Origin of the sequence: Nocardia sp. GCM10030253, assembly GCF_042675075.1 — a bacterium.
Lineage (GTDB): Bacteria > Actinomycetota > Actinomycetes > Mycobacteriales > Mycobacteriaceae > Nocardia.
Window position 1 is genome coordinate 283,077 of record NZ_JBHTDL010000012.1, and the last position, 24,795, is coordinate 307,871.

24 protein-coding genes are annotated in these 24,795 nt (G+C 65.0%); 12 read left to right on the forward strand and 12 right to left on the reverse strand.

Annotated elements, in window-relative coordinates; genetic code table 11:
* Positions 1 to 14: 14 nt before the first annotated feature.
* From ACFQZZ_RS27610 to ACFQZZ_RS27620, 3 genes are read right to left on the reverse strand one after another with little or no spacing between them, the layout of a single operon-like run.
* The gene (locus tag ACFQZZ_RS27610) at positions 15 to 920 is read right to left on the reverse strand and encodes a carbohydrate ABC transporter permease (RefSeq protein WP_378686559.1); all 906 of its coding nucleotides are present in this window, start codon (positions 918 to 920) and stop codon (positions 15 to 17) included.
* A 32-nt stretch (positions 921 to 952) separates the two neighbouring features.
* Entirely contained in the window at positions 953 to 1,861 is a 909-nt protein-coding gene (locus tag ACFQZZ_RS27615; RefSeq protein ID WP_378686561.1) for a carbohydrate ABC transporter permease, read from the reverse strand.
* 1 nt (position 1,862) lies between these two features.
* Entirely contained in the window at positions 1,863 to 3,113 is a 1,251-nt protein-coding gene (locus tag ACFQZZ_RS27620; RefSeq protein ID WP_378686563.1) for an extracellular solute-binding protein, read from the reverse strand.
* 163 nt (positions 3,114 to 3,276) lie between these two features.
* Between ACFQZZ_RS27620 and ACFQZZ_RS27625 the strand changes: the two genes are divergently transcribed.
* The 8 genes from ACFQZZ_RS27625 to ACFQZZ_RS27660 all read left to right on the forward strand — a co-directional run bounded on the left by ACFQZZ_RS27625 (position 3,277) and on the right by ACFQZZ_RS27660 (position 12,848).
* Positions 3,277 to 4,221 (forward strand): SIS domain-containing protein, encoded by a 945-nt coding sequence (locus ACFQZZ_RS27625; protein WP_378686565.1) that lies wholly within the window; start codon positions 3,277 to 3,279, stop codon positions 4,219 to 4,221.
* 85 nt (positions 4,222 to 4,306) lie between these two features.
* Entirely contained in the window at positions 4,307 to 5,626 is a 1,320-nt protein-coding gene (locus tag ACFQZZ_RS27630; RefSeq protein ID WP_378686566.1) for an ROK family protein, read from the forward strand.
* 142 nt (positions 5,627 to 5,768) lie between these two features.
* Positions 5,769 to 6,938, forward strand: coding sequence for an N-acetylglucosamine-6-phosphate deacetylase (locus ACFQZZ_RS27635; protein ID WP_378686568.1), 1,170 nt, complete (start codon positions 5,769 to 5,771; stop codon positions 6,936 to 6,938).
* A complete protein-coding gene (locus tag ACFQZZ_RS27640; RefSeq protein WP_378686570.1) occupies positions 6,935 to 7,885 on the forward strand; it encodes a 1-phosphofructokinase family hexose kinase in 951 nt (316 codons plus the stop codon). Before ACFQZZ_RS27635 ends, ACFQZZ_RS27640 begins: the two co-directional genes overlap by 4 nt.
* Positions 7,886 to 8,024: 139 nt before the next feature.
* Positions 8,025 to 8,879: a class II fructose-bisphosphate aldolase gene (locus tag ACFQZZ_RS27645; RefSeq protein WP_378686572.1), complete on the forward strand. Its 855-nt coding sequence runs from the start codon at positions 8,025 to 8,027 to the stop codon at positions 8,877 to 8,879.
* 360 nt (positions 8,880 to 9,239) lie between these two features.
* Positions 9,240 to 10,541 carry a glycosyltransferase 87 family protein gene (locus tag ACFQZZ_RS27650; protein WP_378686575.1) on the forward strand — a complete coding sequence of 434 codons (1,302 nt, stop codon included), beginning with the start codon at positions 9,240 to 9,242 and terminating at the stop codon, positions 10,539 to 10,541.
* Positions 10,542 to 10,948: 407 nt separating this feature from the next.
* Positions 10,949 to 11,680 (forward strand): hypothetical protein, encoded by a 732-nt coding sequence (locus ACFQZZ_RS27655; RefSeq protein WP_378686577.1) that lies wholly within the window; start codon positions 10,949 to 10,951, stop codon positions 11,678 to 11,680.
* A gap of 301 nt (positions 11,681 to 11,981) precedes the next feature.
* Positions 11,982 to 12,848 carry a type IV toxin-antitoxin system AbiEi family antitoxin gene (locus ACFQZZ_RS27660; RefSeq protein ID WP_378686578.1) on the forward strand — a complete coding sequence of 289 codons (867 nt, stop codon included), beginning with the start codon at positions 11,982 to 11,984 and terminating at the stop codon, positions 12,846 to 12,848.
* Between the two features lie 54 nt (positions 12,849 to 12,902).
* Here ACFQZZ_RS27660 and ACFQZZ_RS27665 read toward each other — a convergent pair whose 3' ends face one another.
* Both ACFQZZ_RS27665 and ACFQZZ_RS27670 read right to left on the reverse strand, forming a co-directional pair.
* Positions 12,903 to 13,112, reverse strand: coding sequence for a DUF397 domain-containing protein (locus tag ACFQZZ_RS27665; RefSeq protein WP_378686580.1), 210 nt, complete (start codon positions 13,110 to 13,112; stop codon positions 12,903 to 12,905).
* Positions 13,113 to 13,133: 21 nt separating this feature from the next.
* A complete protein-coding gene (locus ACFQZZ_RS27670; protein WP_378686581.1) occupies positions 13,134 to 13,994 on the reverse strand; it encodes a DUF5753 domain-containing protein in 861 nt (286 codons plus the stop codon).
* A gap of 191 nt (positions 13,995 to 14,185) precedes the next feature.
* Here ACFQZZ_RS27670 and ACFQZZ_RS27675 point away from each other — a divergent pair, with 191 nt between their 5' ends.
* On the forward strand, positions 14,186 to 14,488 hold the full coding sequence (locus ACFQZZ_RS27675; RefSeq protein ID WP_378686583.1) for a hypothetical protein: 303 nt from the start codon (positions 14,186 to 14,188) through the stop codon (positions 14,486 to 14,488).
* 67 nt (positions 14,489 to 14,555) lie between these two features.
* Entirely contained in the window at positions 14,556 to 15,014 is a 459-nt protein-coding gene (locus ACFQZZ_RS27680) for a DUF4254 domain-containing protein (protein WP_378686584.1), read from the forward strand.
* Here ACFQZZ_RS27680 and ACFQZZ_RS27685 read toward each other — a convergent pair.
* The 6 genes from ACFQZZ_RS27685 to ACFQZZ_RS27710 all read right to left on the reverse strand — a co-directional run bounded on the left by ACFQZZ_RS27685 (position 14,999) and on the right by ACFQZZ_RS27710 (position 19,664).
* Entirely contained in the window at positions 14,999 to 15,364 is a 366-nt protein-coding gene (locus ACFQZZ_RS27685) for a hypothetical protein (protein WP_378686586.1), read from the reverse strand. The genes ACFQZZ_RS27680 and ACFQZZ_RS27685 overlap by 16 nt on opposite strands.
* Positions 15,365 to 15,460: 96 nt before the next feature.
* Positions 15,461 to 15,769 (reverse strand): DUF3349 domain-containing protein, encoded by a 309-nt coding sequence (locus ACFQZZ_RS27690; protein ID WP_378686588.1) that lies wholly within the window; start codon positions 15,767 to 15,769, stop codon positions 15,461 to 15,463.
* A 9-nt stretch (positions 15,770 to 15,778) separates the two neighbouring features.
* The gene (locus ACFQZZ_RS27695; protein WP_378686589.1) at positions 15,779 to 16,114 is read right to left on the reverse strand and encodes a DUF3349 domain-containing protein; all 336 of its coding nucleotides are present in this window, start codon (positions 16,112 to 16,114) and stop codon (positions 15,779 to 15,781) included.
* 10 nt (positions 16,115 to 16,124) lie between these two features.
* The gene (locus tag ACFQZZ_RS27700; RefSeq protein WP_378686591.1) at positions 16,125 to 16,409 is read right to left on the reverse strand and encodes a hypothetical protein; all 285 of its coding nucleotides are present in this window, start codon (positions 16,407 to 16,409) and stop codon (positions 16,125 to 16,127) included.
* Between the two features lie 103 nt (positions 16,410 to 16,512).
* Positions 16,513 to 17,871 carry an inorganic phosphate transporter gene (locus ACFQZZ_RS27705; protein WP_378686593.1) on the reverse strand — a complete coding sequence of 453 codons (1,359 nt, stop codon included), beginning with the start codon at positions 17,869 to 17,871 and terminating at the stop codon, positions 16,513 to 16,515.
* Positions 17,872 to 18,152: 281 nt separating this feature from the next.
* Positions 18,153 to 19,664 carry an ATP-dependent DNA ligase gene (locus ACFQZZ_RS27710; protein WP_378686595.1) on the reverse strand — a complete coding sequence of 504 codons (1,512 nt, stop codon included), beginning with the start codon at positions 19,662 to 19,664 and terminating at the stop codon, positions 18,153 to 18,155.
* Between the two features lie 93 nt (positions 19,665 to 19,757).
* On the opposite strand from ACFQZZ_RS27710, the gene ramB reads away from it, so the two are divergent.
* Complete coding sequence (gene ramB, locus ACFQZZ_RS27715) at positions 19,758 to 21,164, forward strand: acetate metabolism transcriptional regulator RamB (RefSeq protein WP_378686597.1); 1,407 nt, start codon at positions 19,758 to 19,760, stop codon at positions 21,162 to 21,164.
* An 84-nt stretch (positions 21,165 to 21,248) separates the two neighbouring features.
* Here the strand turns inward: ramB and ACFQZZ_RS27720 are convergent, their stop codons facing one another.
* A complete protein-coding gene (locus ACFQZZ_RS27720; RefSeq protein WP_378686599.1) occupies positions 21,249 to 23,078 on the reverse strand; it encodes an acyl-CoA dehydrogenase in 1,830 nt (609 codons plus the stop codon).
* Positions 23,079 to 23,489: 411 nt separating this feature from the next.
* Between ACFQZZ_RS27720 and urtA the strand changes: the two genes are divergently transcribed.
* Positions 23,490 to 24,770 carry an urea ABC transporter substrate-binding protein gene (urtA, locus tag ACFQZZ_RS27725; protein WP_378686601.1) on the forward strand — a complete coding sequence of 427 codons (1,281 nt, stop codon included), beginning with the start codon at positions 23,490 to 23,492 and terminating at the stop codon, positions 24,768 to 24,770.
* Positions 24,771 to 24,795: the final 25 nt, after the last annotated feature.

Below are 24,795 nucleotides of genomic sequence, written 5' to 3' on the forward strand. Positions count from 1 at the left end.
CCCAGACAGCTCCGCTACTTGACGCTGCCTGCGGTCAGGCCTGCCACCAGCCGCTTTTCAATGAACGCAAACAAGATGACCACCGGGATGATGCCGACGGTCGAGATGGCGAAAACGTACTGCCATGCCGTGTCGTACTGCCCGACGAACTTCGTCAGCGCCACCGACAGCGGCTGATTCTCCGGGGTGGTGAGCACGACCAGGCTGGCCGCGAACTCGTTCCAGCAGGCGACCACGGTGAAGATTGTCGCGGTGACGATGCCAGGCCACACCAGTGGCAGACTCACCTTGGTCAGAATCTGCCAGCGGTTGAGACCGTCGAGTTGCGCGGCCTCCTCGATCTCCACCGGAATCGCGGCGAAGAAGCTGTGCAGAATCCACACCGCGAACGACAGGTTGAACGCGGCATTCACCAGGATCATCGCCAGCCAGGTGTCGTTGATGCCGAGGGTGAAGAACTGCCGGATCAAGCCGGTCACCAGCACGGTCGGCTGCAGCATCTGGGTGACGAGCACCAACCCGAGGAACACCGCCCGGCCCGGAAATCGGTGGCGCGCGGTGTAATACGCGGCCGGAACAGCGACGATGAGCACCAGCACGGTGGCGAACACCGAGATGACGATCGTGCTGACCATGTTGAACGGCAGCGGCGTTTCCGGCGTGTCCCACATCGTGGCGTAGTTGTCCGGACGCCAGGACTCCGGCAGGTAGGTCGGTGGGATGCGCAGGATTTCGGCCCTGCTCTTCAGCGAACCGAGCACCATGACGATGAACGGGATCAGGAAGATCGCGGCCACCAGCACGCCGACCGCCGTGAGCTCCCAGCGTCGCCGCCTGCCGCGTCCACCGGTTGCCTCCCGAATCGCCGCGGCGGGCAGGATTTCGACGCCGTCGACGCGGCTATCGGCCCGTGTCGTCATCGGTCCCCCTTTCCCTCGGGGTGTATCCACGCTCATCCATCGACCTGCTGTGTGGGCTTGATGACCTTCACGTATATCGCGATGATCACCACGATCAGGGCGAAGTTGAGCACGCTCATGGCGGCCGCGGTGTCGATCTGCTGGTTCTGTCGAATCAGCTTGAACGTCAACGTGGTTGTCGTATCGGCGGAGAAGCCCGCAATGCTGCCGGTGATCACCTGCAGGATCGGCAGCGAATTGAACACGTTGATGATGTTGATGATGGTGGCCACCGCGATCGCCGGACGCAATTGCGGCAGTGTGAGATACCGATAGCGCTGCCACGGGCTGGCGCCGTCGACCCGGCCCGCCTCCCCGATCTCGGCCGGAATCCCTTGCAGCCCCGCCAGAATCGTGTAGGTGGTGAACGGAATCGAGACGAACACCGCGACCCCCATCGCCACCAGAAAGGCGGGGATCGGCTGCTTGGTGAAGCCGTAACCGCGGTCGAGCAGTCCGATATCGACGAGGAACCGGTTGGCGATGCCGACGTCGGGATCGAGCATGTAGTAGAAGATCGTCGTCGTCATCACCACCGAGGCCGCCCACGGCACCAGGATCGCCATCCGCACCGCGGTGCGTCCGGGAAAGTCCTTGTTCAGGAACTGGGCCAGCGCCGCCGAGAGGAGCAGGGTGATCAGCACAACGCAGACCACCCAGATCACCGTATGCAGCAGCACCGATCCCAGTTCGCTGATGTCGAACAGGTTGCGGTAGTTGGCCAACCCGGCGGAGCCGCGATCCTGGCCGTAGGCGCTCAGGTCCCGGGTGCTGGTCCAGACCATGTAGCCGACCGGGAAAGCGACGATGGCCGCGATCAGCACCAGAGACGGCCCGAGCCACGGGATCGCCCGCAGCACGCTTTCCCGTCCCGGCGATACCCGGGTTCCTGTGCGCCCCACGTTATTTCGCGGCTTCTTGAATGCGCTGCAACACCTGCGCCGGGTCCGTGCCCTGCGCGATGGTGCCCATCTGCTGACGGATGGCACCCTGCGCCGCAGCCCATTTCGGGTTGTTGCTCGGGTAGAACTTGGCGACCGGCAGCGTCGCGGCGAACGCCTTCGTCACCGGGTCACCGGCGAGCTTGGCGGCCGCGCTATTGGTGATCGGGATGAAGCCCTCGTGCTGCACGAAATTCGAGTAGGTGTCGGCGCCGTAGAAGAAGTCGAGGAACTTCTTGATCGACTCGGTCTTCTTGCCGTCCTTCTTGAATGCCATCAGATGGTCGGCCACGCCGAGGGTGACCGGAGCACCGGACTTGGTCGGCGAGGGCGCGGTCGCGTACTGCAGGCCCGAATTCTTCGACGCGATCTGGCCGATGGTGGGCGGCAGACCCTCGATCATGCCGATCTTGCCCTGGATGAAGGCGTTGATGACGTCCTTGCGATCGGTGGCACCGGGATTGGGCTGGGTCGCACCGGCATCGATGAGCTCGCGCATCGCCCGGACACCCTCGAGGTTCTGCGGGGTATCCACGGTGACCTTGTCGCCATCGGCCCAGTTGCCGCCCGCGCCGAAGGTCCAGATGGAGGTCTCGCCCTGGGCCTCCTCACTGCCGAGGGGGAGACCGTAGCCGGAGACGCCGCCGCCGAGCGCTTGGATCTTCTTGGCCGCGTCGGTGAGTTCGGTCCAGGTCTTCGGCGGCGTCGCGACGCCCGCCTTGGCGAACAGGTCGGTGTTATAGAAGAGGGTGCGCGTCGAGGCGAACAGCGGCAGCGCGAACTGCTGACCGTTCAGCGAGGCGTTCTCGGCGAAGCCGGGCTGGATGTCCGACAGCACGTTCGGGGAGACGACCTCGGACGCCGCATAGAGCATGCCGTCACCGGCGAAGCTCGCGTAGGCGTCGATATTGAGGATGTCCGGCGTGGTGGACTCGGACTGCAGCTTGGTCCGCACCACGTCGTTGATCGAGTTCCACGACTCCATCTGCAGGTTCACCTCGAGACCAGGGTTGGCCTTCTCGAAGTCGGCGATGATGCCGTCCCACAGCGCCTTTGTACCGGTAGCGCCGTCGCTGTAGACGGGAGCCAGGAAGTTGATCGTGGAGTCGGAGTCGGCGGAGTCTTTCGAGCCGAACCCACAGGACGAGACTGCGAGGGCGAGGCCGGTGGCCATCGCAATCCCCGCGAGCACGCCGTGGAGTGGTCTTTTCACGAGCAGAACCTTTCAATTTTCACACCCGGCGCCAGCGGACCGCCGATGATTGGAGCGAACGTATCGACTGTGCCGATCCTTTCGAGCGACCAGCAAGCAGTCACTAGCGACAAATCTAAACCCTAGGATGATCATATGTGACTGTTTCGCTCGTAAATTTGACATGAACGATCATCAGGTCGATTCTGTTGTGGTGCCGATCTCCGCTCACCCCACCCCCGTGACCCATCTGGCCACCGAGGTCGCCACCCAGCCGGACGACTGGGCGCGCGCCGAAACCATCGCTGCCGAACACCGCGCCGTATTGCCCCAACCGGGCGAACGCGTCGCCGTCATCGGCTGCGGCACTTCACTGTTCATGTCCCGGGCCATTGCCGCACTGCGCGAGGGCGCGGGCCAGGGCGTCACCGACGCCTGGCCGGCCAGCGAGGTGCGCGGCGGTCGCGAATACGACCGCTACCTCGTCATCTGCCGCTCCGGCACCACCACCGAGGTGGTGAACGCCATGCGGGAGATCCCAACACACATTCCGCGCACCGTCATCTGCAGCAGCCCGGGCACCCCTGTGCTCGAGCTGGGCGACCCGATCCTGATCGACGAGGTCGACGAGCAATCCGTGGTGCAGACCCGCTTCGCCACCACCACGCTGGCCATCCTGCGCTGGCATCTCGGCGAAGACTTGAACCCCGCGATTGCACAGGCCCGCGCCATCCTCGCCGAGGATCCCGCGGTATCGCTGGCCGAGGTCCGCCACGCCGAACAGATCAGCTTCGTCGGCATGGGCTTCGCCGCCGCCATCGCGGATGAGGCGGGCCTGAAACTGCGCGAGTCCTGCCAGTCCTGGACCGAGGCCTACCTGCAGACCGAATATCGCCACGGCCCCATCAGCATCTCCACCCCCGGCCGCGCCGTCTGGGCCTTAGGCCCACTGGTGGCCAATTTCGAAGCCGATGTGTCGGTCACCGGCGCCCATTTCGAACACCGCGATATCGACCCGATGGCCGACCTGGTCCGAGTCCACCAACTCTGCGTCCTGCGCTCCGCCGACCGAGGCCTCGACCCCGACCATCCCCGCAACCTGAACCGCTCGGTGGTCCTCGAGCAATGACCCTGGCACCACCATGACCGACTCCCCGATACCGTCTCGCGGATCTGCGCTGCTCACACCACCACAAGTGGTTACCCTGACCGAGATGGGAACGGCGCAGCCCGCAGCAGGAGCAACGCGACCGGACGCCGGATCACCCCGGCCCGGCCCGCACGTGGTCGCGCCCGGCTCGGCCGCCAGCCCGAGGAACACTGCGGTTCACCCTGCTACCTGGCTGCGGTCGAAGAGTCCATCCACGCGTGATGGCCACGCGCCGGGAGCCGGACAGCTCGATTCGGCGACACAGCCGAGCGCTGCGTTACACCTCGACGCCGCACACTCGAACAGCCCGAACCTGCGCGACGGCGATCCGGCCCAACCAACGGCCACCTGGCCCGACGACCGCACCGCACGGCCGAACACCGAGCAGGCCCGGCCCGGCTCAGAAGCTGTCGGGCGCATCGCGGAGGCGGAGCAGCCGCACGCGGGCACGATGCTGGATGCCGTACTTCCTGATGATGCCCTGGTGCTCGGCATGGATGTCGGCGGCACAACCATGAAGGGTGAGATCACCGACGCGGCCGGTGTAGTGCTGGCCTCGGGCGCTACGGCCACCCCACATGGCGAGGCGGCCTTCGAGGCGATGGGCGCATTGGGGGATCGACTGCTGGCCGAGCTCACCGATGAACAGCGCGGCAGGGTGGCGCGGGCGGCAGTGGTGCTGCCGGGGATCGTCGACCACATCCGTTCGATTGCGGTGTTCAGCAGCAATGTCGGCTGGCGGGATGTGCACATCGGCGATCGGTTCATCAAGCGCTGGAACATGCCGGTGCTGATCGAACACGATGTCGCGGTGGCCGGTTGGGCCGAGTGGCGGTACGGAGCCGGGCGCGACCACGACAGCGTGTGCGTGGTCATTCTCGGCACCGGCATCAGCGGAACCCTGTCGGTCGGCGGCCGACTCGTCCGCAGCGAATACGGCCAGACCGGCGAATACGGTCACATCCCCGTTCGCCACGCGGATGGACTGCGCTGCCCGTGCGGCAACATCGGCTGTGTCGAAACGGTAGCCTCCGGCGCCGCTATCGCCCGCGCCTACTCTCGTCGCACGGGGACCGAAATAGACAGTGCGGCAGATGTTTTCGCCCTACTGGACACCGACCCCGACGCCAAGGCCGTAGTCGACGACGCCATCAGCGCCTTGGCCGACGGCCTGCTCGGCATCGTCCACGCGGCCTGCCCCCAACTCATCGTCCTCGGCGGCGGCTTAGCCGGAGCAGGCGCCGCCCTGACCGAACCCCTGCACCGCACCATCGCCGAACGACTCCGATTAGTCCCCGCTCCCCGGGTTGTCCTCGGCGAATTCGGCGCCAGAGCAGGCCTGGCGGGTGCCGCCCTCTTCGCCCGCCGTGGAGCGTTGGAATGAAGCACACCAACGCATCGATGACGCTTCGGGCTGTGCGACAGCAGCTAGCCGGTACCACGTCGCCACATCCGAGAGTGAGACCAGTCCACAGGCGTCACGTGCTATCCGGTGGCTGCGCCGCCATCCGGAACGGAGCCTGCGCATGACCCGCCAGGCCGGGGCGGCCGAACGAGACGTTCGCGGACGGATTGTCTCGGCGGCGCGCGTGCTCGATGATGGCGTGGTTTCGATTCGCGGCGAGCGAATCCTGGCGGTGCGGTCGGTGGCGGAGTGGGCTGCGGCGCATCCGGATTCGGAGGTTCCGGCATTCAGCGGCACGGTGTTGCCCGGGCTGGTGGATATCCATAATCACGGTGGGTTCGGGCATCGGTTCGATACGGTCGATGCCGCCGAGGCGCGGGCGGCGGCGGAGTTTCATCATTCGCGCGGGTCGACCACCGTGTTGGCGAGCATTGTCACCGGAGCCGCGGCGGATATGGTGGCGCAGACAGCGATGCTGCGGGAGCTGGCCGAGGCCGGGGTGATCGGCGGAATACATGCTGAGGGGCCGTTCTTGTCGTCGGCACGCTGCGGCGCCCAGGATCCGCGCTACCTGCGTGATCCCGACCTCGAGCTGACCGATCAGCTGCTGGCCGCCGCGGGCGGGCACCTGCGCGTGATGACGATCGCGCCGGAACTTCCCGGGTATGAGTCAGTCGCCGAACGGCTTTCCGACAGCGATGTGGTGGTGTCCTTGGGGCACAGCGACTCTGCCTTCGCCGAATTCCGGGAGGCATTGCGACCCAATGGGTTCGGAAGCCTGGTCACTCATTTGGCGAATGGTATGCCCCCGCTGCACCATCGCGAGCCAGGACCGGTCGCCGCCGCATTGGTCGCCGCGGCCAACGGGGATGTGGTCGTCGAACTGATCGGCGATGGGGTACATGTCGACTCCGGCTTCGCCGCCCTGGCTTTCGCGACCGCGCCGGGGCGGGTCGCGCTGATCACCGATGCCATGCAGGCGGCGGGCATGCCGGACGGCGACTACCAGCTCGGTCCACAGGCGGTCCGGGTCACCGATGGCGTGGCAAGAGTGGCAAGCGGATCCATCGCAGGGGGTACCGCCCACCTTCTACGGTGCCTGGCCTGGGCCGTGCGCGATTGCGGAGTGCCGCTTCGCGACGCTGTGATTGCCGCCACTTCCATTCCGGCCCTGGCAGCCGGATTGGCCGATGTGGGCGATATCTCGACCGACCAGTTCGCCGACCTGTTGATAGTCGATGACAATCTACAGTTGCGCCGGGTGCTCAGACATGGACAGTGGTTGACGTGATCCTCACCGTGACAATGAATCCCGCTTATGACATGACCTATCGCGTCGAGCGATTCGAGCGCGGCCAGGCGCATCGGGTCCGGTCGGTCGAGCAGCGCATCGGCGGCAAGGGCATCAATGTGACGCGGGTGCTGAACCAGCTCGGAAAGTACGCCCGGGCAACGGGTTTCTCCGACCATGCGTTCGCCGCCGCCGCCGAACTGGAGATGCCGGTCGATTTCGTGCACGCGCTGCCCTGGGTCCGGCGCACCGTTGTGATCAGTGAGTCCGAGGACGGCACCGCCACCGCATTGTGGGAACCCGGTGCGCGCATATCGAATCCACATGCCGTCGAACAGCTCGCCGTGCGGGTGGCCGGCCTGCTCCCCGACATCAACGGCCTCGTGATCTCCGGCTCACTGCCAGGCGGCGTCTCCCCCAGCCTCCCCGCCGAACTCGCCCGCACCGCCATCGCGGCCAACGTGCCGACCATCTGCGATGTCGACGGCGAGTCGCTACGTCTGGCCGCCCAGGTCCCCGGCGTGATCCTCATGCCGAACACCGAAGAGCTCGAACGACTAACCGGCCGAGTCCCGCTCACCCCCGACGAGGTCGCCATCGCCGCGCGCCCACTCATCGATCGAGGAGTGGGCGCCATCATCGCCACCCGTGGCGCCGACGGTATGGTTGCGATCACCGCGACCGGAGCCTGGTACGCGACCCTGCCCGAACCGATGTCCGGAAACCCCACCGGCGCAGGCGATTCCGCGGCCGCCGCCGTCATCTCGGCCCTCTCGGAAGGCACCGGCCCGGATTGGCCCGCCATCCTCGTCGACGCGGTGGCCACCGCCGCCGCCGCCGTACTGATCCCGGTAGCAGGCGAAATCGACCGCTGCGCCCGCACCCGAATCGCCCCCGCCGTCCGCATCGAGAAATTGGCCGAACCGAGCCCCTCGGGCTCACCGTGAGCCCGAACCACGTCAACCACCGACCTACTCATCGCCCCGACTGTGCTCAACGAAGAGCCGGTCACCCGCGGCGCCGGGACAACCCGATTGTTGATCCTCGCCCGACGGCCGACCGCACCGAGCTCCAGGAGACCCGACAATGCCCTTGACGCCCGTCTCCGAACTGATCACCACCGCTCGCCCGGGCGGTCTCGGTGCGTTCAATGTGATAACCCTGGAACACGCCGAGGCCATTGCGGCAGCAGCCGAATCGACGAAACGTCCTGTGGTGTTGCAACTTTCGGAGAACACCGTCGCCTATCACGGCAGCATAGCCCCGATCGCGCTTGCGTGCCTGCGCATTGCTGCGGACAGCACCGCCGACATCGCCGTCCATCTCGACCACGCGACCTCGTTCGACCTCATCCGAGCCGCCGTCGATCTCGGCATCCGCTCGATCATGTACGACGGCTCCACCCTCGACTACACCGCCAACGTCGCCGCCACCGCCGAGATCACCCGCTGGTGCCATGATCACGATGTCTTCGTCGAGGCCGAACTGGGCGAAGTCGGCGGCAAAGACGGCGCCCACACCCCTGGCGTCCGCACCGACCCCGATGCAGCAGTCGAGTTCGTCGCGACAACGGGCGTGGACGCATTGGCCGTAGCAGTCGGCTCCTCCCACGCCATGCACACCCGCACCGCCGAACTCGACAACGACCTCATCGCTGGCCTGGCCGCGAAAGTGCCTGTCCCCCTTGTCCTGCACGGCTCCTCCGGCGTGCCCGACGAAGGCCTACGCGCTGCCGTCGAACACGGCATGACAAAGATCAACATCGCCACCCGGCTGAATGTCCTTGCCACCGAGGCGATCCGGACCACTCTCGCAGGCAGTCCCGATATTTCCGATCCCCGCAAGTACCTGACGCCCGCGCGCGCCGCCGTCCAGTCAGAGGTCGAATACCTCTTGCGGCTACTCGACGCGCAGTCCGCACCCGCTCGCCCGTCCGCGTAGATACCGGCACTCGCCCTGGCCGTCGAGCGACCAGGGGTCGAACACCTTCGTTGCCTGCTCGCCACCTAGCCGGAAGCCGTCATACGGCAAGCATCAAGCAACCGGAACCGCGTTCGCCATCGGGGCCGCAACAAGGAGTATCGGCGACCGCCTCCGCAGACCAATACCGTTGGGGCGACGCGTCGCCCCAGGTCAGATGGCATGTCCACTCGAGACATCGGCGCTGAAAGCGTCCCCATGCCAGGGAAAGCATGGGCACCGCATACGCGAGAGTGAATGATAGGGTAAATAGCCCTTAGTTTAGCTAAGTATTTGCTCGCTCGCCTGTGCTGTCTCACCTGATGAAGGAAAAACAACTACATGGCTGCCATCCTGCAAATGGGAGAACAGCGCGTCGCCGGTACTGTCGAACAGCCCCGGGCCCCGCAGAAGTTGACGGCACTCGTAGCCGCCATCGCATTCGCCAGTCTCTCCGTCGGCATCTGGCTCGAGTTCCTGCGGCCGAACTGGGAGATGTACTGGCACCAGATCGACCTACAGGTTTATATGTGGGGCGGTTCGACCGCGGCAATGCACCCGGAGCTGCTGTACGACGGCCGCGGACCCATGAACCTCCCGTTCCTCTATCCCGTCTTCGCCGCGTGGATCTGCGCCGAATTGGCCCGATTCCCGATCAACTACATCGGGACCGGCATCGTGGTCCTCACCATGGCGTCGCTGTATGTGAGCGTGTGGAGTGCCGGTGTGCTGCAACGGCACCGGCGCGGAATCGGCATGATCGCGATGACTATCGCCGTCAGCGCCGCCGCGATCTGGCTGGAGCCGGTTCAGCAGGCGTTTCAGTTCGGGCAACTCAGCGTAATTCTCATGGCGTTGGTACTCGCGGACCTGGCCATCCCCAAGGACCGCCGGTATCGAGGCATCCTCATCGGCATCGCCACCGGACTCAAGCTGACCCCCGCGGTTTTCATTGTCTATCTGCTCATTACGCGCCAGTTCAGAGCCGCCGCCGTGGCCAGCGGAACTTTCGCCACTACCGTCGCGATCGGCTTCTGGTATCGCCCGACCCAGGCGCTCGAGTTCTGGACCACCACCATGTCGTCGCAGAACCGAATCGGCTTCGCCTACGTACAGAATCAGTCGATCAATGGCCTGTTCGGTCGCCTGCAATGGACGACTTGGGGCAACAGCGGGGCCTGGCTCGTCGGCGCCGGACTCCTCGCGATCGCCGGAATAGCAGCGGCCCGCATCGCATACCTGCGCGGCGACGAACTACTCGGCGCCCTCCTCGCAGCCACCGTAATGCTGCTCGCCTCACCGATATCCTGGACCCACTACTGGGTTTGGATCGCCCCTGCCCTGATGTGGCTGTTCCACGCGCTGCGCCACCACTCACGCACCATCCGAATCGCCATCCCCACAACCATCTACCTGTTCACCTTCGCGTGGCCGCTACAGATAGATCGAATCGGATCCTGGGACCCAGACCTCCCCCTCCTCCCCCAGGGCCTGATCTGGATGGTCCCCCAAACCACCGGCCGCGAATTCCACTGGACCCTCCCCCAATTCCTCCTCGGCAACTCCTACACCCTCCTGGCCACCGCCGCCCTGCTAGCGGCAATCGTCTACCTGCTCCCCCGAAGCCCAAGAACGTCTCGATAGACACCACCCTGACATCGCCCGCCCCGCAACGGATGTGCCGGTCGGGCGCGAGTGAGGCCGTAGCCGCCGTCCGCCCATGCCCGCTATATCCCGGGGGGATGCGGGGCGCAGGCAGCGGTCGGTGCGCGGCGCCACGGTCCGGGATCGACGCCGCGCCCGCCCCGACGGTCGGCAGCAGTCCGATCGAGCCGGTGGCGATGTGGCGCCTGTCGTTTTCACTGATGGGAAGTCGCGGAACTCTGAAGAAGAGTCAGTTCAGAGATGGGTGCACAGCTTCAATTCCCTTGAGCCCCACTGGAATAACACCTGCGCGGCAGTCGTCCACACCAGCGCTCACAAATGATGCGCCGATGGACAACGAAAATCGTTTCCGTTAAGTTAGCCCTCCGGAGTCGAGAGCTCAGTCAGTGGATATCAGAGATAAGGGCTACATGAACAAGATCACCCGCGCGACCGTCCTTGCTGTGACGGTTGCGAGTGCCGTAGGAATTGGGTCCGCTACGGCGACCGCCGCGCCCGTGATGCCGGACCGGCGCACACTGAGTACCGAGATCGTGCCAGGGGTGCAGTACACCAGTAACTCTCTGGACCAGTCCGTGGTCATCGAGACCGGGATGTCCACCCTCATCACCCAGGGCGGGCAGTTTCAGGTGAAGGACGCGACCGGCAACACGGTGGCCGGCGTTGCGTCTTTCGCGGTCAAGCCGAAAGCCCTCGAGGCCGTCGAGGCTCCGGCGGAAGTGAAGGCGGCCGTGCAAGCGGCGACGCCGGACATGCACCTCGACGAGATCAGCGGTGATCCGCGGACCGAGCGGTTCGACACGGCAATTCAGGCTGCTATCAACGAGTTCGATTTGGCTGTCGGAATGGGAACCCTGGCTGGTGGCCTGATCGGTGCGGCCATCGGCTGCGGTGTCGGTGCCGTGGCCGGCGCGGTCTTCGGCGCGCCCATCCTCGATGCCGGAGGCCTCACCATTATCGCAGGCTGCCTTGCCGGTGCCGGCGTGCTCGGCGGATTGGGCGCCATCGTCGGCGCCGGAGTGCTCGGTGTCCCGGTGGGCATTGCCGCTGCGATCAAGTTCCAGAACACCATGAACCAGCCGTACGACGAGGAAAAGTCGGACGACAGCAAGGAGTGAGATTCGGGCCGGTTCCGATCTCGTAGCGTTGTGACAATCTGAACCATCAGGGCCAGAACAGTTTTCGCCCAATACACGGATCGTCCGACGTAACCTCCGATGCTGACCGGCGGCGCGGGCGAGGGTCCGGCGCCGCCGGCCGGGAACTGCGAGGCGATCGAATGGTGAGTGGCACACCATGGAGAGGCGCACTCGCGCTTCGCCGCAGTCATGTGCCACTCACCAATTCGAGCAATTGTGAATGGCGACATTTTCTGGGGACAGACGGTTTTCGCCGGTAGAAGGCGGGCAGGATCGTGGGATGGGGGGAATCGATGAGCCGTTTCCGGGGAGCTGGGCCGTCCATGGCAGACAGCTGAGCGCGTGGGAGTTGCGCAAATACTTCGACCGGATCCATCCGGACGTATACATCCGCAAGGGCGTCGAGTTGGATGCGCGGGTGCGGGCGCAAGCGGTCGGCCACTGGGCAAAGGGCGACGGCGTTCTGGTCGGGTATTCGGCTGCTGTCATGCACGGCACCAGCTGGCTGGACGACAAGCCTGCTGAGATCGCGTTACCCCGTCGCGCCCGGCCGCCACGAAAAGTCCTGGTGTACCGCGACGTAATACCCGACGACCAGGTGTGTACGCTGGCCGGTTTCCGCTGCACCACACCCGCCCGCACCGCGTTCGACCTCGGACGACGCCTCCCGTTCGACGATGCCGTCGAAGTGCTCGATGCCCTCTGCCACGCCACGAAGCTCGAAGCGGAAGAAGTCGAGCACCTCGCCGGACGCTATCCCGGCATGCGCGGCTGCGCTAGGTTGCGCCACCTTCTGCCCTACGTCGACGGTGGCGCCGAATCCCTCCAAGAGACCCGCACCCGCCTACTACTCCGACAGGCCGGACTACCGACACCGGAAACCCAGATAAGAGTGCACGGTCCCGACGGCATGACCATTGCCCGCCTCGACATGGGTTGGCGCCGTTGGAAAGTCGCCGTCGAATACGACGGCGCACATCACTGGACCACCGGCTCACAGCGAGCTTGGGACATCGACCGCACCGCACTCCTGGAATCCCAAGGCTGGACCCTGATCCGAGTAAGCGCCACCCTCCTGACCACCCGCCCCCACACAATCATCGACCGAACCCACCGCGCCCTCCGAGCCCACGGCGCAAACCTCTGACGAGTGGCACACCACGGAGACCACGTCTCACACTTCCCCACAACCATGTGCCACTCACCAACCACCCCCATGATGGACAGCTCGGATGGTTGCTGTGAAGGCAGACCACTCCGCTCGGCTGAACTCGAGGATTGGTTGGGCGTCAGGCAGACCTTGATACTTGCTGTCACGGACGAGAGTCCGTTCGCCTTCGAATCGAACCTCGACACATGCCTGGCTGTCGCTCGAGTAGGACGACTTGAACCAACCTCCCGAAGAGGACATTCGGCTATCCACATCGTCAGTCTACAAAGCGTCGATTCTGCGTTCGATCAACGCGAGCGATTCCGCACGTGGCAGCGCATGATCATCAATTGCGCTGTCGAACATCGCGCTGAGATGGCGGACCGGCTCCATGTCTTCGATCAGCCCGTAGTGAACCAGGGTCTCACTCCATGCCACATCAGGCAGCAGCGGACTGTCGAAGCTGATCAGATGAAACGTCGCACCGCCGAGCAGGACACCTCCCGGAGCTCCGAACGGAATGACTCGAATGTCCACAGTCTCCGGGTGATCTTCGCTCATCGAAATCAGGTGCCGAAGCTGGCCTTTCAACACATCAGATCCGCCAGTCCGGTGAGCGAGGGCCGCTTCGCCGATAATCGCCGTCAACTCCAAGGGATCTTCCTCGGTCAACCGTTCTTGCCTGCGCATGCGCACTTCCACCCAACGGTCGATTTCGACCCGCCGGACCCGCGCGAGGTCGTTGGTGAACAATGCCCGCGCGTAGTCTGCGGTCTGCAAAAGCCCAGGGACAAGCACACTTTCATAGGTCTCGATGCGCCGCGCCCCGAACTCGAGTCCGAACAGCCTTGCCACATCGCCCGCCAACAATCCCGCATAGCTCGACCACCAGCCACGCTGCTTCGCGATCTCCCGCAACCGCAGCATCTCGTCGCGTTCGGCCGCGTCGAACTCGAGCAGCGACATCAGCTTCTTCAGCTTGTCCTCGGCCAGGACGCGTTCCTTCTCGACCTTCGACCAGTACGACAGCGTGAAGCCGAGTTCCTTGGCGATGACCGATGCGCTGACGTCGAATTCGCTGCGCCTGCGCTTGATTCGGAGCATGAGCTCCCAGCGGGCGACTGTTGGCGAGAGTGGTGCCATCGACGGATGGTGTCCTTCCAGCTCAGCGATGCGTGGAGATGACCGTACTCCCCAGCAGGCCCAACCGATCTCGGCGTTGTCGACAGGTCCACTTGACTTATCGATAGACAAAACTCTACGCTCCGTGTGCTACACATCACAGGCGGGAGCGTTCCAGCCGGGCCCGCACGGCGCGGGATCGAGGGGGGCGCATGGCTGTGCATGTTGTCGATCGGGTGTGGATGATTGGGGATCGGACTGCGCATCAGGCGCGGCGGGTCAGTGATGGCGCGTGGGTGGTTTCGTATTTGCGGGGGCGGATGCTTACTACCGAGCAGGCGGTGGCCGCCATACAGGCGGCGGAGTTTGTTGCGGTGATGGATGAGCTCGCGGCGCGGATGGGGCTTACCGCGCTGGAGGCACTGGGGCTTGCCGTCAACGAAACCCCTTGGGATACACCGCCGTCCAGGCATCGGCACCGGATTTCCAAGATCGGTGGACGGCACCGGCGTTGAGCATTGTCGGTCAGCTGTGCAGATAGGTCGTTGTCCAGCAACATCATTCGAATGAGGGGGAACCGGGATGGAACCGCTGCCACCGAAGGAACTGATCTTGGAAGCCTGCCGCGTGTTGCCGCGCGGCGATCACCCGATCTTGGAATCCGCGCACCGACTGGCGGGATTGCATCAGCGGCGCACGCACTGCGCGCCGGGTTCGACGACCGAAATCGACCAGCGCCGAGCACATCTCGTGCTCGCGATCGACCGTTGGATCGCCTCAGAAGTCCCGCTCCCACACGGTGGCGCCCACATGCACACGGAAACGGTCGGCACCGTAGTCGACAGAATGGCCCAATTCTCCACCTGCGCGCATGCGGCCCTGCGCACCGCACCGGACTGGATCGTCCACGACGCTTGGCAGCGCTTGGCCGAACTGGCCCTCGGCTACCAAGACCTCGCCTTCGAAGTCTCCGCGGGCATCCGCCGCATCCCCGACCTCGGCGGCAACCGACCCTACGATTCCGATCAGGGCTGGCTCTGAATCTCCACCCGAGACCACGGTAGCGCTTCCCGCCATCCCGGGTCTCCGAAAGCCCAGCCCTGCAACACCTTTGCCACGGTCTCGTGCCCGGACATCTCGAACGGCCCGGCCACTCGCGCCGCGAAATGTCGGTCGGAGCCACCCTCGCGGAACTCGATCTGACAACTCATATTGTCGTTGAGATAGACCTGCATGTAGTGCTGCCCGACGGGCTCGACATCCAACCGATCCACGACCACGAACCTGTGCCGCAGATTCATCTCACTCAGCAGATCGAACAACAAGTCCGCGGAAGGGTTCTCCCGAGCCTGCCCGCTCGCCGTCTCCACCCGCAACGCCGCATCCATCACCCCGCCGACCCTAACCAGTTCCCCATCCTGGCAATACCTAAACCCCCTATCCGAGCAAGACTCGACAGCGTGCCGGGATGTTCGGCGTGGCCTTGGTTATTCGTCGGCGGCGGGTGCCGGGGGGTCGGGGTCTGGCCAGGCGTGGGCCTCGAGGCGGGATCGGACTCGGGCGACGTCTGTTTCCGAGGGCATTTCATTGGTGGTCTTGGTGATCATGACCTGGATGTCGGTCTTGTCGGCGGGGAGGTCGCCGGTGGCCGTCAGTTCGGCGGCCAGTTGGCGGACGTCGTCGTCGGACAGGCGGCGGCGCAGTAGGGCGAGCAGCGGGATGTAGTCGGATTCCGGGACACCGTCCGGATATCCGGCTCGCAGCCAGTCGATGATCGCGTTCAGGAACGGTGGCATCGGGAGGTTTCAGTCGGCGTCGGACAAGGGGGTGGCGAGTGGCCAGCCGCCTGCCGCGAGGTGTGAGGTCACTCTGGCGATATCGTGCGCGTCCGGGTGCTCCATCGCAATACGGGCGATCGCCGACTCGATATCGGACTGACTGATTTCGGTGTCAGGATTCGATCTCACCAATTCCTCGGCGACCTCGACGACCTCGAAATCGGTCAGATGCCGGTGCAGCACCGCGAACAGGGCGACATAGTCGGAGCTGGGGATCCCTTGCGGATATCCGGCGCGCAGCCAGCCGATGACCCGGCTGAGCACATTCGGTCGCGCGTGCGGCGTTTTCGGTTGATCGGTCACGGTATGCCCTTCAGGACTGTCCGAACAGGTGAATGCCGAATTGGGCGGCGAGGAATGCCTTGGCGGTGTACAGGATCCCGGTGATGATCGCGGCGATGATCAGCCCGAAGCACACCAGCGCACCGGCCAGCGCCGGGTAATTGCGTTGGGCGGCACGGCCATCCGCGGTGACCGAATCGGCCGCCGACCAGAACCGCACCCCGACCGCGAAGATGATCGGCAACCCCGCGCCGAGCACCAGGCCTGCCGCGGTCACCTTCCACAGCGAGTTCAAATTCGTGATGAGCGTGTGCACGGTGCGCCTCCTAATGCCTACTGTGAGCCACGGGTCGGGAACGATCCACCGGCTCTCGGGAGCGCCCGTGAGGGGTGGGATCGAGCAGGTTGTTCGACACGCTTCAAACCTGGGCGGAACGGGTGGATTTGGTACCGGGTCCCTGCGGCGACGACGCGTCGGCGGGTGGCGACAACCCGTCGGCGGCCACACCTCCCGGCAGCTTCTCAGCCGTCGTCGAAGCCTCCTTCGCAATATCGGAAACGGCCTCCGGCGTGTCGGCCGCGTCCGATGTCTCGCCGCCGACTCCGTTGGCGACGGTGTCCGGAGTGTCGGGCACGTCCGATGTCTCGCCTGGCCATTCGTTGACGTTGCTGGTGTCGACCGGGTCACGCCGGGAGCGCAGGTACATGACCGCCGACAGCGCGATCAGGATCGCGAAGACCACGAGCACCCCGGCGAGCCCGCCGATGATGTGCGCGATGGCCCAGCAGACGGCACCTGCCACGCCGGCGAGCGGCAGCGTCAGCAACCACGCCACGGTCATCCGGCCCATCACACTCCAGCGCACCTCCGCGCCCTTACCCAACCCGGTGCCGAGGATCGAGCCGGTCGCGGTCTGCGTGGTCGAGAGCGGCAGACCGAAGTGGGCCGAGGTGAGAATGATCGCGGCCGACGAGGATTCGGCGGCAAGCCCCTGCGGGGAGTCGATCTCGACGAGGCCCTTGCCGAGGGTGCGGATGATGCGCCAACCACCCAGATACGTGCCCGCCGCGATAGCGACGGCACAGGCCGCCATCACCCACAACGGCATCTCGTCGTTCTTGGTGAGCGTGCCGTGCGCGACGAGTGCCAGGAAGATGACGCCCATCGTCTTCTGCGCGTCATTGGTGCCGTGTGCTAACGAAACCAGCGAGGCCGAACCGATCTGGCCCCAGCGAAATCCTTCGTCGACCTTATTCGGATCCGAGTTCCTGGTGATCCGGTAAACGCCCCAGGTGCCGATGGCCGAAACCAGCGCCGCCACGATCGGGGCGAGCACGGCGGGCAGCACGATCTTGGTGAGCACACCGTCCGAGCCCGATGCCCAGATCACGCCGCTCCAGCCGAGCGCGGCGATAGTCGCCCCGATCAGGCCGCCGAACAGTGCGTGTGAGGAACTCGACGGCAGGCCGAACAGCCAGGTCAGCAAGTTCCACAGAATGCCGCCGACCAGACCGGCGAACACGATGATCAACAGGTCTTGGCCGTCGACGCCATCGAGCCGGACGATGCCCTTGGCCACCGTCGCGGCGACAGCCACCGACAGGAACGCACCGATGAGGTTGAGCACCGCAGACAGTGCGACCGCGACCCGCGGCCGCAACGCGCCGGTGGCGATCGAGGTCGCCATCGCGTTCGCGGTGTCGTGAAAGCCATTGGTGAAATCGAATGCGAGTGCCGTGACGATGACGATCAGCAGAACCAATAATTCGACGGTCACCCCTCCAGTGTGAAGTACCGGCCATCTCGATTGCGATGCGGTTGCCGTCTGCCGGGACTCCATACTGATCGGCTACGGTAGCCCTGGCCTCTACCCGCCGACGCTCGTGCAACCCTCGGGGCGGGCGTCTCGCGAAGCGATCATCGGTCCAGGAATCGGCTCTCTGGACCGGGTTGGGCACGGCACCGAGCATGTCGACAGCGGCGGTCGTGCCGAGCATGGCCGTACCCAGGTAACGGAGATCGGGCGCGGGCGCGGACAGCCCGGTTGTCCGAGCTCACTCAGGGCAAGAGAGCGCGGACTGTGTCGATGGTGTCGGCGTCCGAGGGCTCCTTGTCCGGGCGATAGCGAACGACACGTGCGAAGCGCAGGGCCACGCCGCCCGGATACCGGGAACTCACCTGGACACCGTCGAGGGCGATCTCGACGACGAGTGCCGGCCAGAGGTACACAGTCTGATCGTCGCGGGCCCGCTGGTGGCGCGGAAATTCGGCGGTCTGCCATTGCAGCAACGCGTCGGTGAGGCCCTTGAAGGTCTTGCCGACCATCACCGGGTCGCCGGTTTCCGGATCGCGGGCGCCGAGATGCAGGTTCGACAGGTAGCCGGTACGGCGGCCGTATCCCCATTCGGCGCCAAGCACCAGCAGGTCGAGGGTGTGAGTCGGCTTGATCTTCTGCCAGGCCCGCCCGCGGCGGCCGGCCGCGTACGGTGCGTTCAACGATTTGATCATCACGCCCTCGTGCCCGCAGGCAAGCGCACCGTCGAAGTACTCGGCGGCCGCCTCCGGATCGGGCCGCAGCAGCGCCGGAATACTGTGTTCGACAGCGACTTTCGTCAGTGCCGTGCGACGTTCGTGCAGCGGGGAGTCCAGCAGGTCCTGGCCGTCCAGGTGCAGGCAGTCGAAGAAGTACGGGTGCAGCAGCAGTTCCCTGGTCGAGCTCACCTCGGCGAAGCGGCTCATCGTCTCCTGGAACGGGCGCGGCCGCCCCGAATCGGTCAGCGCGAGCGTTTCCCCGTCCAGCACCACGCTGGTGCAATGCAGCCCGGAAACCAGCTCGACCAGCTCGGGCACGCTCGCGGTGATATCGCGCAGCGTCCTGGTGAACACCCACACTCGTGACCCGTCGCGATGTACTTGAATCCGGGCGCCGTCCATTTTGTGCTCGACGGTCACCTCGCCGCCGAACTCGGCCATCGCCTCCTCCAGCGAGGCGCCCGGCGAGGCGAGCATCGGCTGGATGGGGCGACCGAGCTCAAGCCGGAACTCGGTCAGCGCGTCCACCCCGCCGGTCATCGCGGCAACAGCGGTGACATGCAGCTGCCCGGACAGCATGTAGGCCCGGCGAACCAAATCCACCGGCACCGCCGCCGCCGCGGCGACCGCCTCGCTGACGATCGCGGTCAGCGCGCCTTGGCGCAGCTCACCGGTCAGCAGGCGGAGTAGGAAAACCTGCTCGTCCGCGGTCGCCGCGGTCCACAGCGCCGTCAGCAGCTCCTTACGCCGGTTCGCCGAGCCGGCGCCCGAGATCGTCGCCAACTCGCTCAGTGCACCGTCGACACCCGAAACCGTCAGTGTGGCAACATCGCTCGGCGCACCATCCATCGCGGTGAGCGTGCGCCAGCCGGTACCGATGCGCCCCTGCCGCAGCTCACCGGAGACCCAGGCGACCACCGGGACGAGCTCGTCGGGCGCGGCCTCGGACAGCAGTCCGGCCAACGCGGCGATCTTCGTCTTCCGGGACCGCGTCGCGCGGACGGTCTCCGAGGCCAGTACGACATCCGAGATCAGCATCACCTGACGGTAACCCCAGGGTGTGACATATCGCTCAGCTCTGCTGCTAATTCACCATTGGCAGGGCTGTGAAAGCGCCAATAAACTGGACGCATGGCCAAGACTTACGTCGGGGCGCGGCTTCGTCAGCTGCGGACCGAACGAGGGCTGAGCCAGGTCTCACTCGCCCAGAAGCTGGAGATCTCGGCGAGTTACCTCAATCAGATCGAACACGATGTGCGCCCGCTCACCGTGCCGGTGCTGCTGCGGATCAGCGAAGTATTCGGCGTCGACGCCACCTTCTTCTCCTCCCAGGACGACACCAGGCTCATCGCCGAACTCCAAGAGGTCGTGATGGACCAGGAGCTCGGTATCGAGGCCGACACCCAGGAGATCGCCGACATGGTCTCCGCGCACCCGAGCATGGCGCGCGCACTGGTGAATATGCACAACCGCTACCGCAATACCTCCGCGCAGCTCGCCGCCGCCACCGAGGACCGATTCGCCGACGGTTCCGGCAGCGCCACGATCAGCAAGCCGCACGAGGAGGTGCGCGACTTCTTCTATCAGCGGCAGAACTACATCCACGAATTGGATACCGCCGCAGAAGAACTCACCGCACGCATCCGCTTCCACGGCGGTGACATAAACAACGAGATCGCGCGCCGACTGCGGGCGCAAGACGTGCGGATCGTCGAACGCATCGACCTCGGCGAAGGGGTGCTGCACCGGTACGACCCGGACACCCAGCGACTCGAGATAGCGCCGCACCTGTCCGGCGGACAGCGCACCTTCAAACTCGCCGCTGAATTGGCCTATTTCGAATGCGGCGAGCTGCTCGAAAAGCTGGTCGAGGAGGGCAATTTCGCCTCAGAAGACACCCGCAAGCTGGCCATGCTCGGCCTGGCGAATTACTTCGCCGCGGCAACCGTGCTGCCCTACACCCATTTCCTAGAGGTCGCCGAGGACTTCCGCTACGACATCGAGCGTCTGTCGGCCTTCTTCACCCAGAGCTACGAAACGGTCTGCCACCGGCTTTCGACGCTGCAACGCCCCAAGTTGCGCGGTGTGCCGTTCTCGTTCGTCCGGGTCGACCGGGCGGGCAATATGTCGAAACGCCAGTCCGCCACCGGTTTCCACTTCTCCGCCAGCGGCGGCACCTGCCCGCTCTGGAACGTCTACGAGACCTTCGCCTACCCCGGCAAGATCATGACCCAGATCGCCCAGATGCCCGACGGCCGCAAATACCTGTGGGTCGCCCGCACCGTGGAGCGCCGCGCCACCCGATACGGCCAGCCGAGCAAGACCTTCGCCATCGGCCTCGGTTGCGAATTGCGGCACGCGGGCCGCGTCGTCTACGCCGACGGCATAGATCTCGACGAAGCCAAAGCCACCCCCATCGGCGCGGGCTGTCGCGTCTGCGAGCGGGCCAATTGCCCGCAGCGCGCGTTTCCGCCACTCGGCAAAGTGCTGGATATCAGCGAGCATCGCAGCTCGGTATCCCCGTACGTCCTCAAGTAGCCCACGTCTTCTCGATCCCGCGGCAGCAGCACGAATCCAACGATTGCGGCCCGGTCGAACTGCGCGAGGACGCCGGCGATCCGGCTAGAACGCGGCCTCGTCCATCTCCATGATGTCGTTGTCGATCGCGGCGATAATACTCTTGACCGCGGTCAACTCCGGTAGTGCGTACTTCGCGAAGAAGCTTGCGACAGCGACCTTTCCGGCATAGAACGGCCGGTCCTTCTCCGACGTCTCGGAAGCAAGTGCGGCAGCGGCGATCTCGGCCTGCACCAGCAGCCGCCAGGCGATCAGCAGGTCACCGACGGCGAACAGGAAACGCACCGAGCCGAGACCGACCTTGTACAACTCGGCCTGATCCTGCTGCGCCGCCATCAGGTATCCGGTCAGCGTCGCCGCCATCGCCTGCACGTCGGCCAGCGCCGTGGCGAGCAGCGCCCTTTCGGTCTCGAAGCGACCGGTCTTCACGTCGAGGAACGCGGAGATCTGGCCGGTGACGTGCCCGATGGCAACGCCCTTGTCGCGAATGATCTTGCGGAAGAAAAAGTCCTGCGCCTGGATGGCCGTAGTGCCCTCGTACAGCGAGTCGATCTTCGCGTCGCGAATGTACTGCTCGATCGGGTAGTCCTGCAGGTATCCCGAACCACCCAGCGTCTGCAGCGATTCGGTGAGGTACTGGTAGGCGCGCTCGGAACCGACACCCTTGACGATCGGCAACAGCAAATCGTCCACCCGGTGCGCCAAATCGGCATCCGCACCCGAAACCAGCTGCGCCACATCAGGATTCTGATGCGCCGCAGTGTACAGATACACCGCACGCAGACCTTCGGCATACGCCTTCTGCATGGCAAGGCTGCGCCGCACATCCGGGTGCTGGGTGATGGTGACGCGCGGTGCGGCCTTGTCCGACATCTGAGTCAGGTCAGCGCCCTGCACCCGCTGCTTGGCATAGTCGAGCGCGTTCAGGTACCCGGTGGACAGCGTGCCGGTGGACTTGATGCCGACCACCATGCGCGCGTTCTCGATCACCTGGAACATCTGTGCGATGCCGTTGTGCACCTCACCGACCAGCCAGCCCTTGGCGGGAACGTCCCCGCCGCCGAAGGTCACCTCGCAGGTGGGCGAGGACTTCAGGCCCATCTTGTGCTCGACACCGGTCACGTACACACCATTGCGATCACCCAGCTCGAGCGTCTGGTGATCGAAAAGGAACTTGGGCACATAGAACAGCGAAAGGCCCTTGGTGCCGGGACCGGCGCCCTCAGGGCGAGCCAGCACCAGATGGAAGACGTTCTCGGCGGTATCACCGACATCGCCGCCGGAAATGAAGCGCTTGACGCCCTCGATGTGCCAGGTACCGTCTTCCTGCTTTATCGCCTTGGTGCGACCCGCGCCGACATCGGAGCCCGCGTCCGGCTCGGTCAGCACCATGGTGCCCTGCCAGCCGCGGTCGTAACCCTTGGTGGCCCATTCCTTCTGCTCATCGGTGCCGACGTTGTAAAGCACCGAGGCCATCACCGGGCCCATATTGAAGAAGCTCGCCGACGGGTTGGCGCAGGTGATCATCTCGTTGACCGCCCAGACCACGGCCGCGGGCGCGGGCGTGCCGCCCATGCCCTCCGGCATGCCGAGCCTGCTCCAGTCCGCCTCGCGCACGGCCGTGATGGTCTTGCGCAGCGGCTCCGGCACGGAGATGGAGAAGGTGGTCGGGTCGTACACCACTGGATCGCGATCCGCCGCGGCGAACGATTCCGCCACCGGCCCCTCGGCAAGGCGCTTCACCTCGGCCAGGATCTCACGCACGGTGTCGGAGTCGAGATCACCGTAGGCACCCGTATCCAGCAGCTTGTCCAGCTCCAGTACCTCGAACAGATTGAATTCGATATCGCGGACGTTCGCCTTGTAGTGACCCACCGTGGTCCTCCTCGACTGACAACTCCGCGGCCAGGCGCGCCACGGGATCGGCTTTCTGACGATGTACAAACGAAGCCTGCCGTACCGCAGCGACGCTACGCAACCGTAGCCACTGGGAAGCCTCACAGTCGTTCACTGGACGTTTACCACAAAGGTTCACACGGCGGAAACACAGGCAACGGACTCGTCACCGGGAGTCATTCCGGCGCAACAACTTCTGTCTAGTGTTCGCACCACGAATACAGCCGCTGTATACATCCCGGTCGACAGACCTACAAGCAGTCGCTACTGACCGTTTCGAGCGACCTGCAAGCAGTCGCTACGGCGTTGACCGGTGCAAAGGCGGGCGTATTCGCCCGCGGCGCACGCAGCGCCGCCGAACACCTGATGAAGTGAGAAGGGTCGCGCCCCATGCCAGATTCCCGTGACATCCATCGGCCGCGCTCGCGTCGCGCGGCAAAAGCGCTGGTCGCTCCGACGGCCGTCGTACTCGCCGGTCTGTTGCTGACCGCCTGTGGCGCCAAGGACGACGACTCGACCAGCGGCTCCAACGCCGCGTCCTGCGTCGACACGTCGAAGGATTCGATCAAGGTCGGTTCACTGCACTCGCTGTCGGGCACGATGGCCATTTCCGAGGTCACCGTTGCCAATTCCACCAAGCTGGCGGTCGACCAGATCAACGCTGCGGGCGGCGTCATGGGCAAGAAGATCGAACTGGTGCTCGAGGACGGCGCCTCCGACCCGAAGACCTTCGCCGAGAAAGCCGAAAAGCTGATCAGCTCCGACTGCGTCGCGGCGGTGTTCGGCGGCTGGACCTCGTCGAGCCGCAAGGCCATGAAGCCGAAGTTCGAGAGCCTGAACTCGCTGCTCTATTACCCCGTCCAATACGAGGGCCTGGAAGACAGTAAGAACATCTTCTACACCGGTGCGACCACCAACCAGCAAATCATCCCCGCACTGGACTACCTGAAGCAGAAGGGCATCACGTCCCTCTACCTGGTCGGTAGCGACTACGTCTTCCCGCAGACCGCCAACCGCGAGATCAAGGAATACGCGAAGGCCAACGGCATCGAGATCAAGGGCGAGGACTACACCCCGCTCGGCTCGACCGACTTCTCCACCATCGTGAACAAGGTGCGCACCGCCAAGGCAGGCGCGGTGTTCAACACCCTCAACGGTGACTCCAACGTCGCGTTCTTCCGCGAGTACACCAACGCCGGCCTGAAAGCCGCCGAGATGCCGGTTGTTTCGGTGTCCATCGCCGAAGAAGAGGTCGCGGGCATCGGCGCGCAGAACATCGCGGGCCAGCTGACGGCGTGGAACTACTACCAGACCGTCGACACTCCGGTGAACAAGAAGTTCGTCGCGGACTACAAGGCCGCGTTCGGCGCCGACAAGCCGACCTCGGACCCGATGGAGGCCGCCTACGCCTCGGTCTACCTCTGGAAGAACACCGTCGAGAAGGCGAAGTCGTTCGGGGTGGCCGATATTCAGGCCGCGGCCGACGGTGTGAGCTTCGAGGCCCCCGAGGGTCTTGTCACCCTCGACGGCTCCAACCATCACATCACCAAGACCGCCCGCATCGGTGAAATCCGGCCGGACGGACTCATCTACACGGTGTGGGACTCGGGCAAGGCCGTCACCCCGGACCCCTACCTGAAGTCCTACGACTGGGCCAAGGGCCTGAAGTAGTCGAGTCCGTAGCGATTGCTTGCAG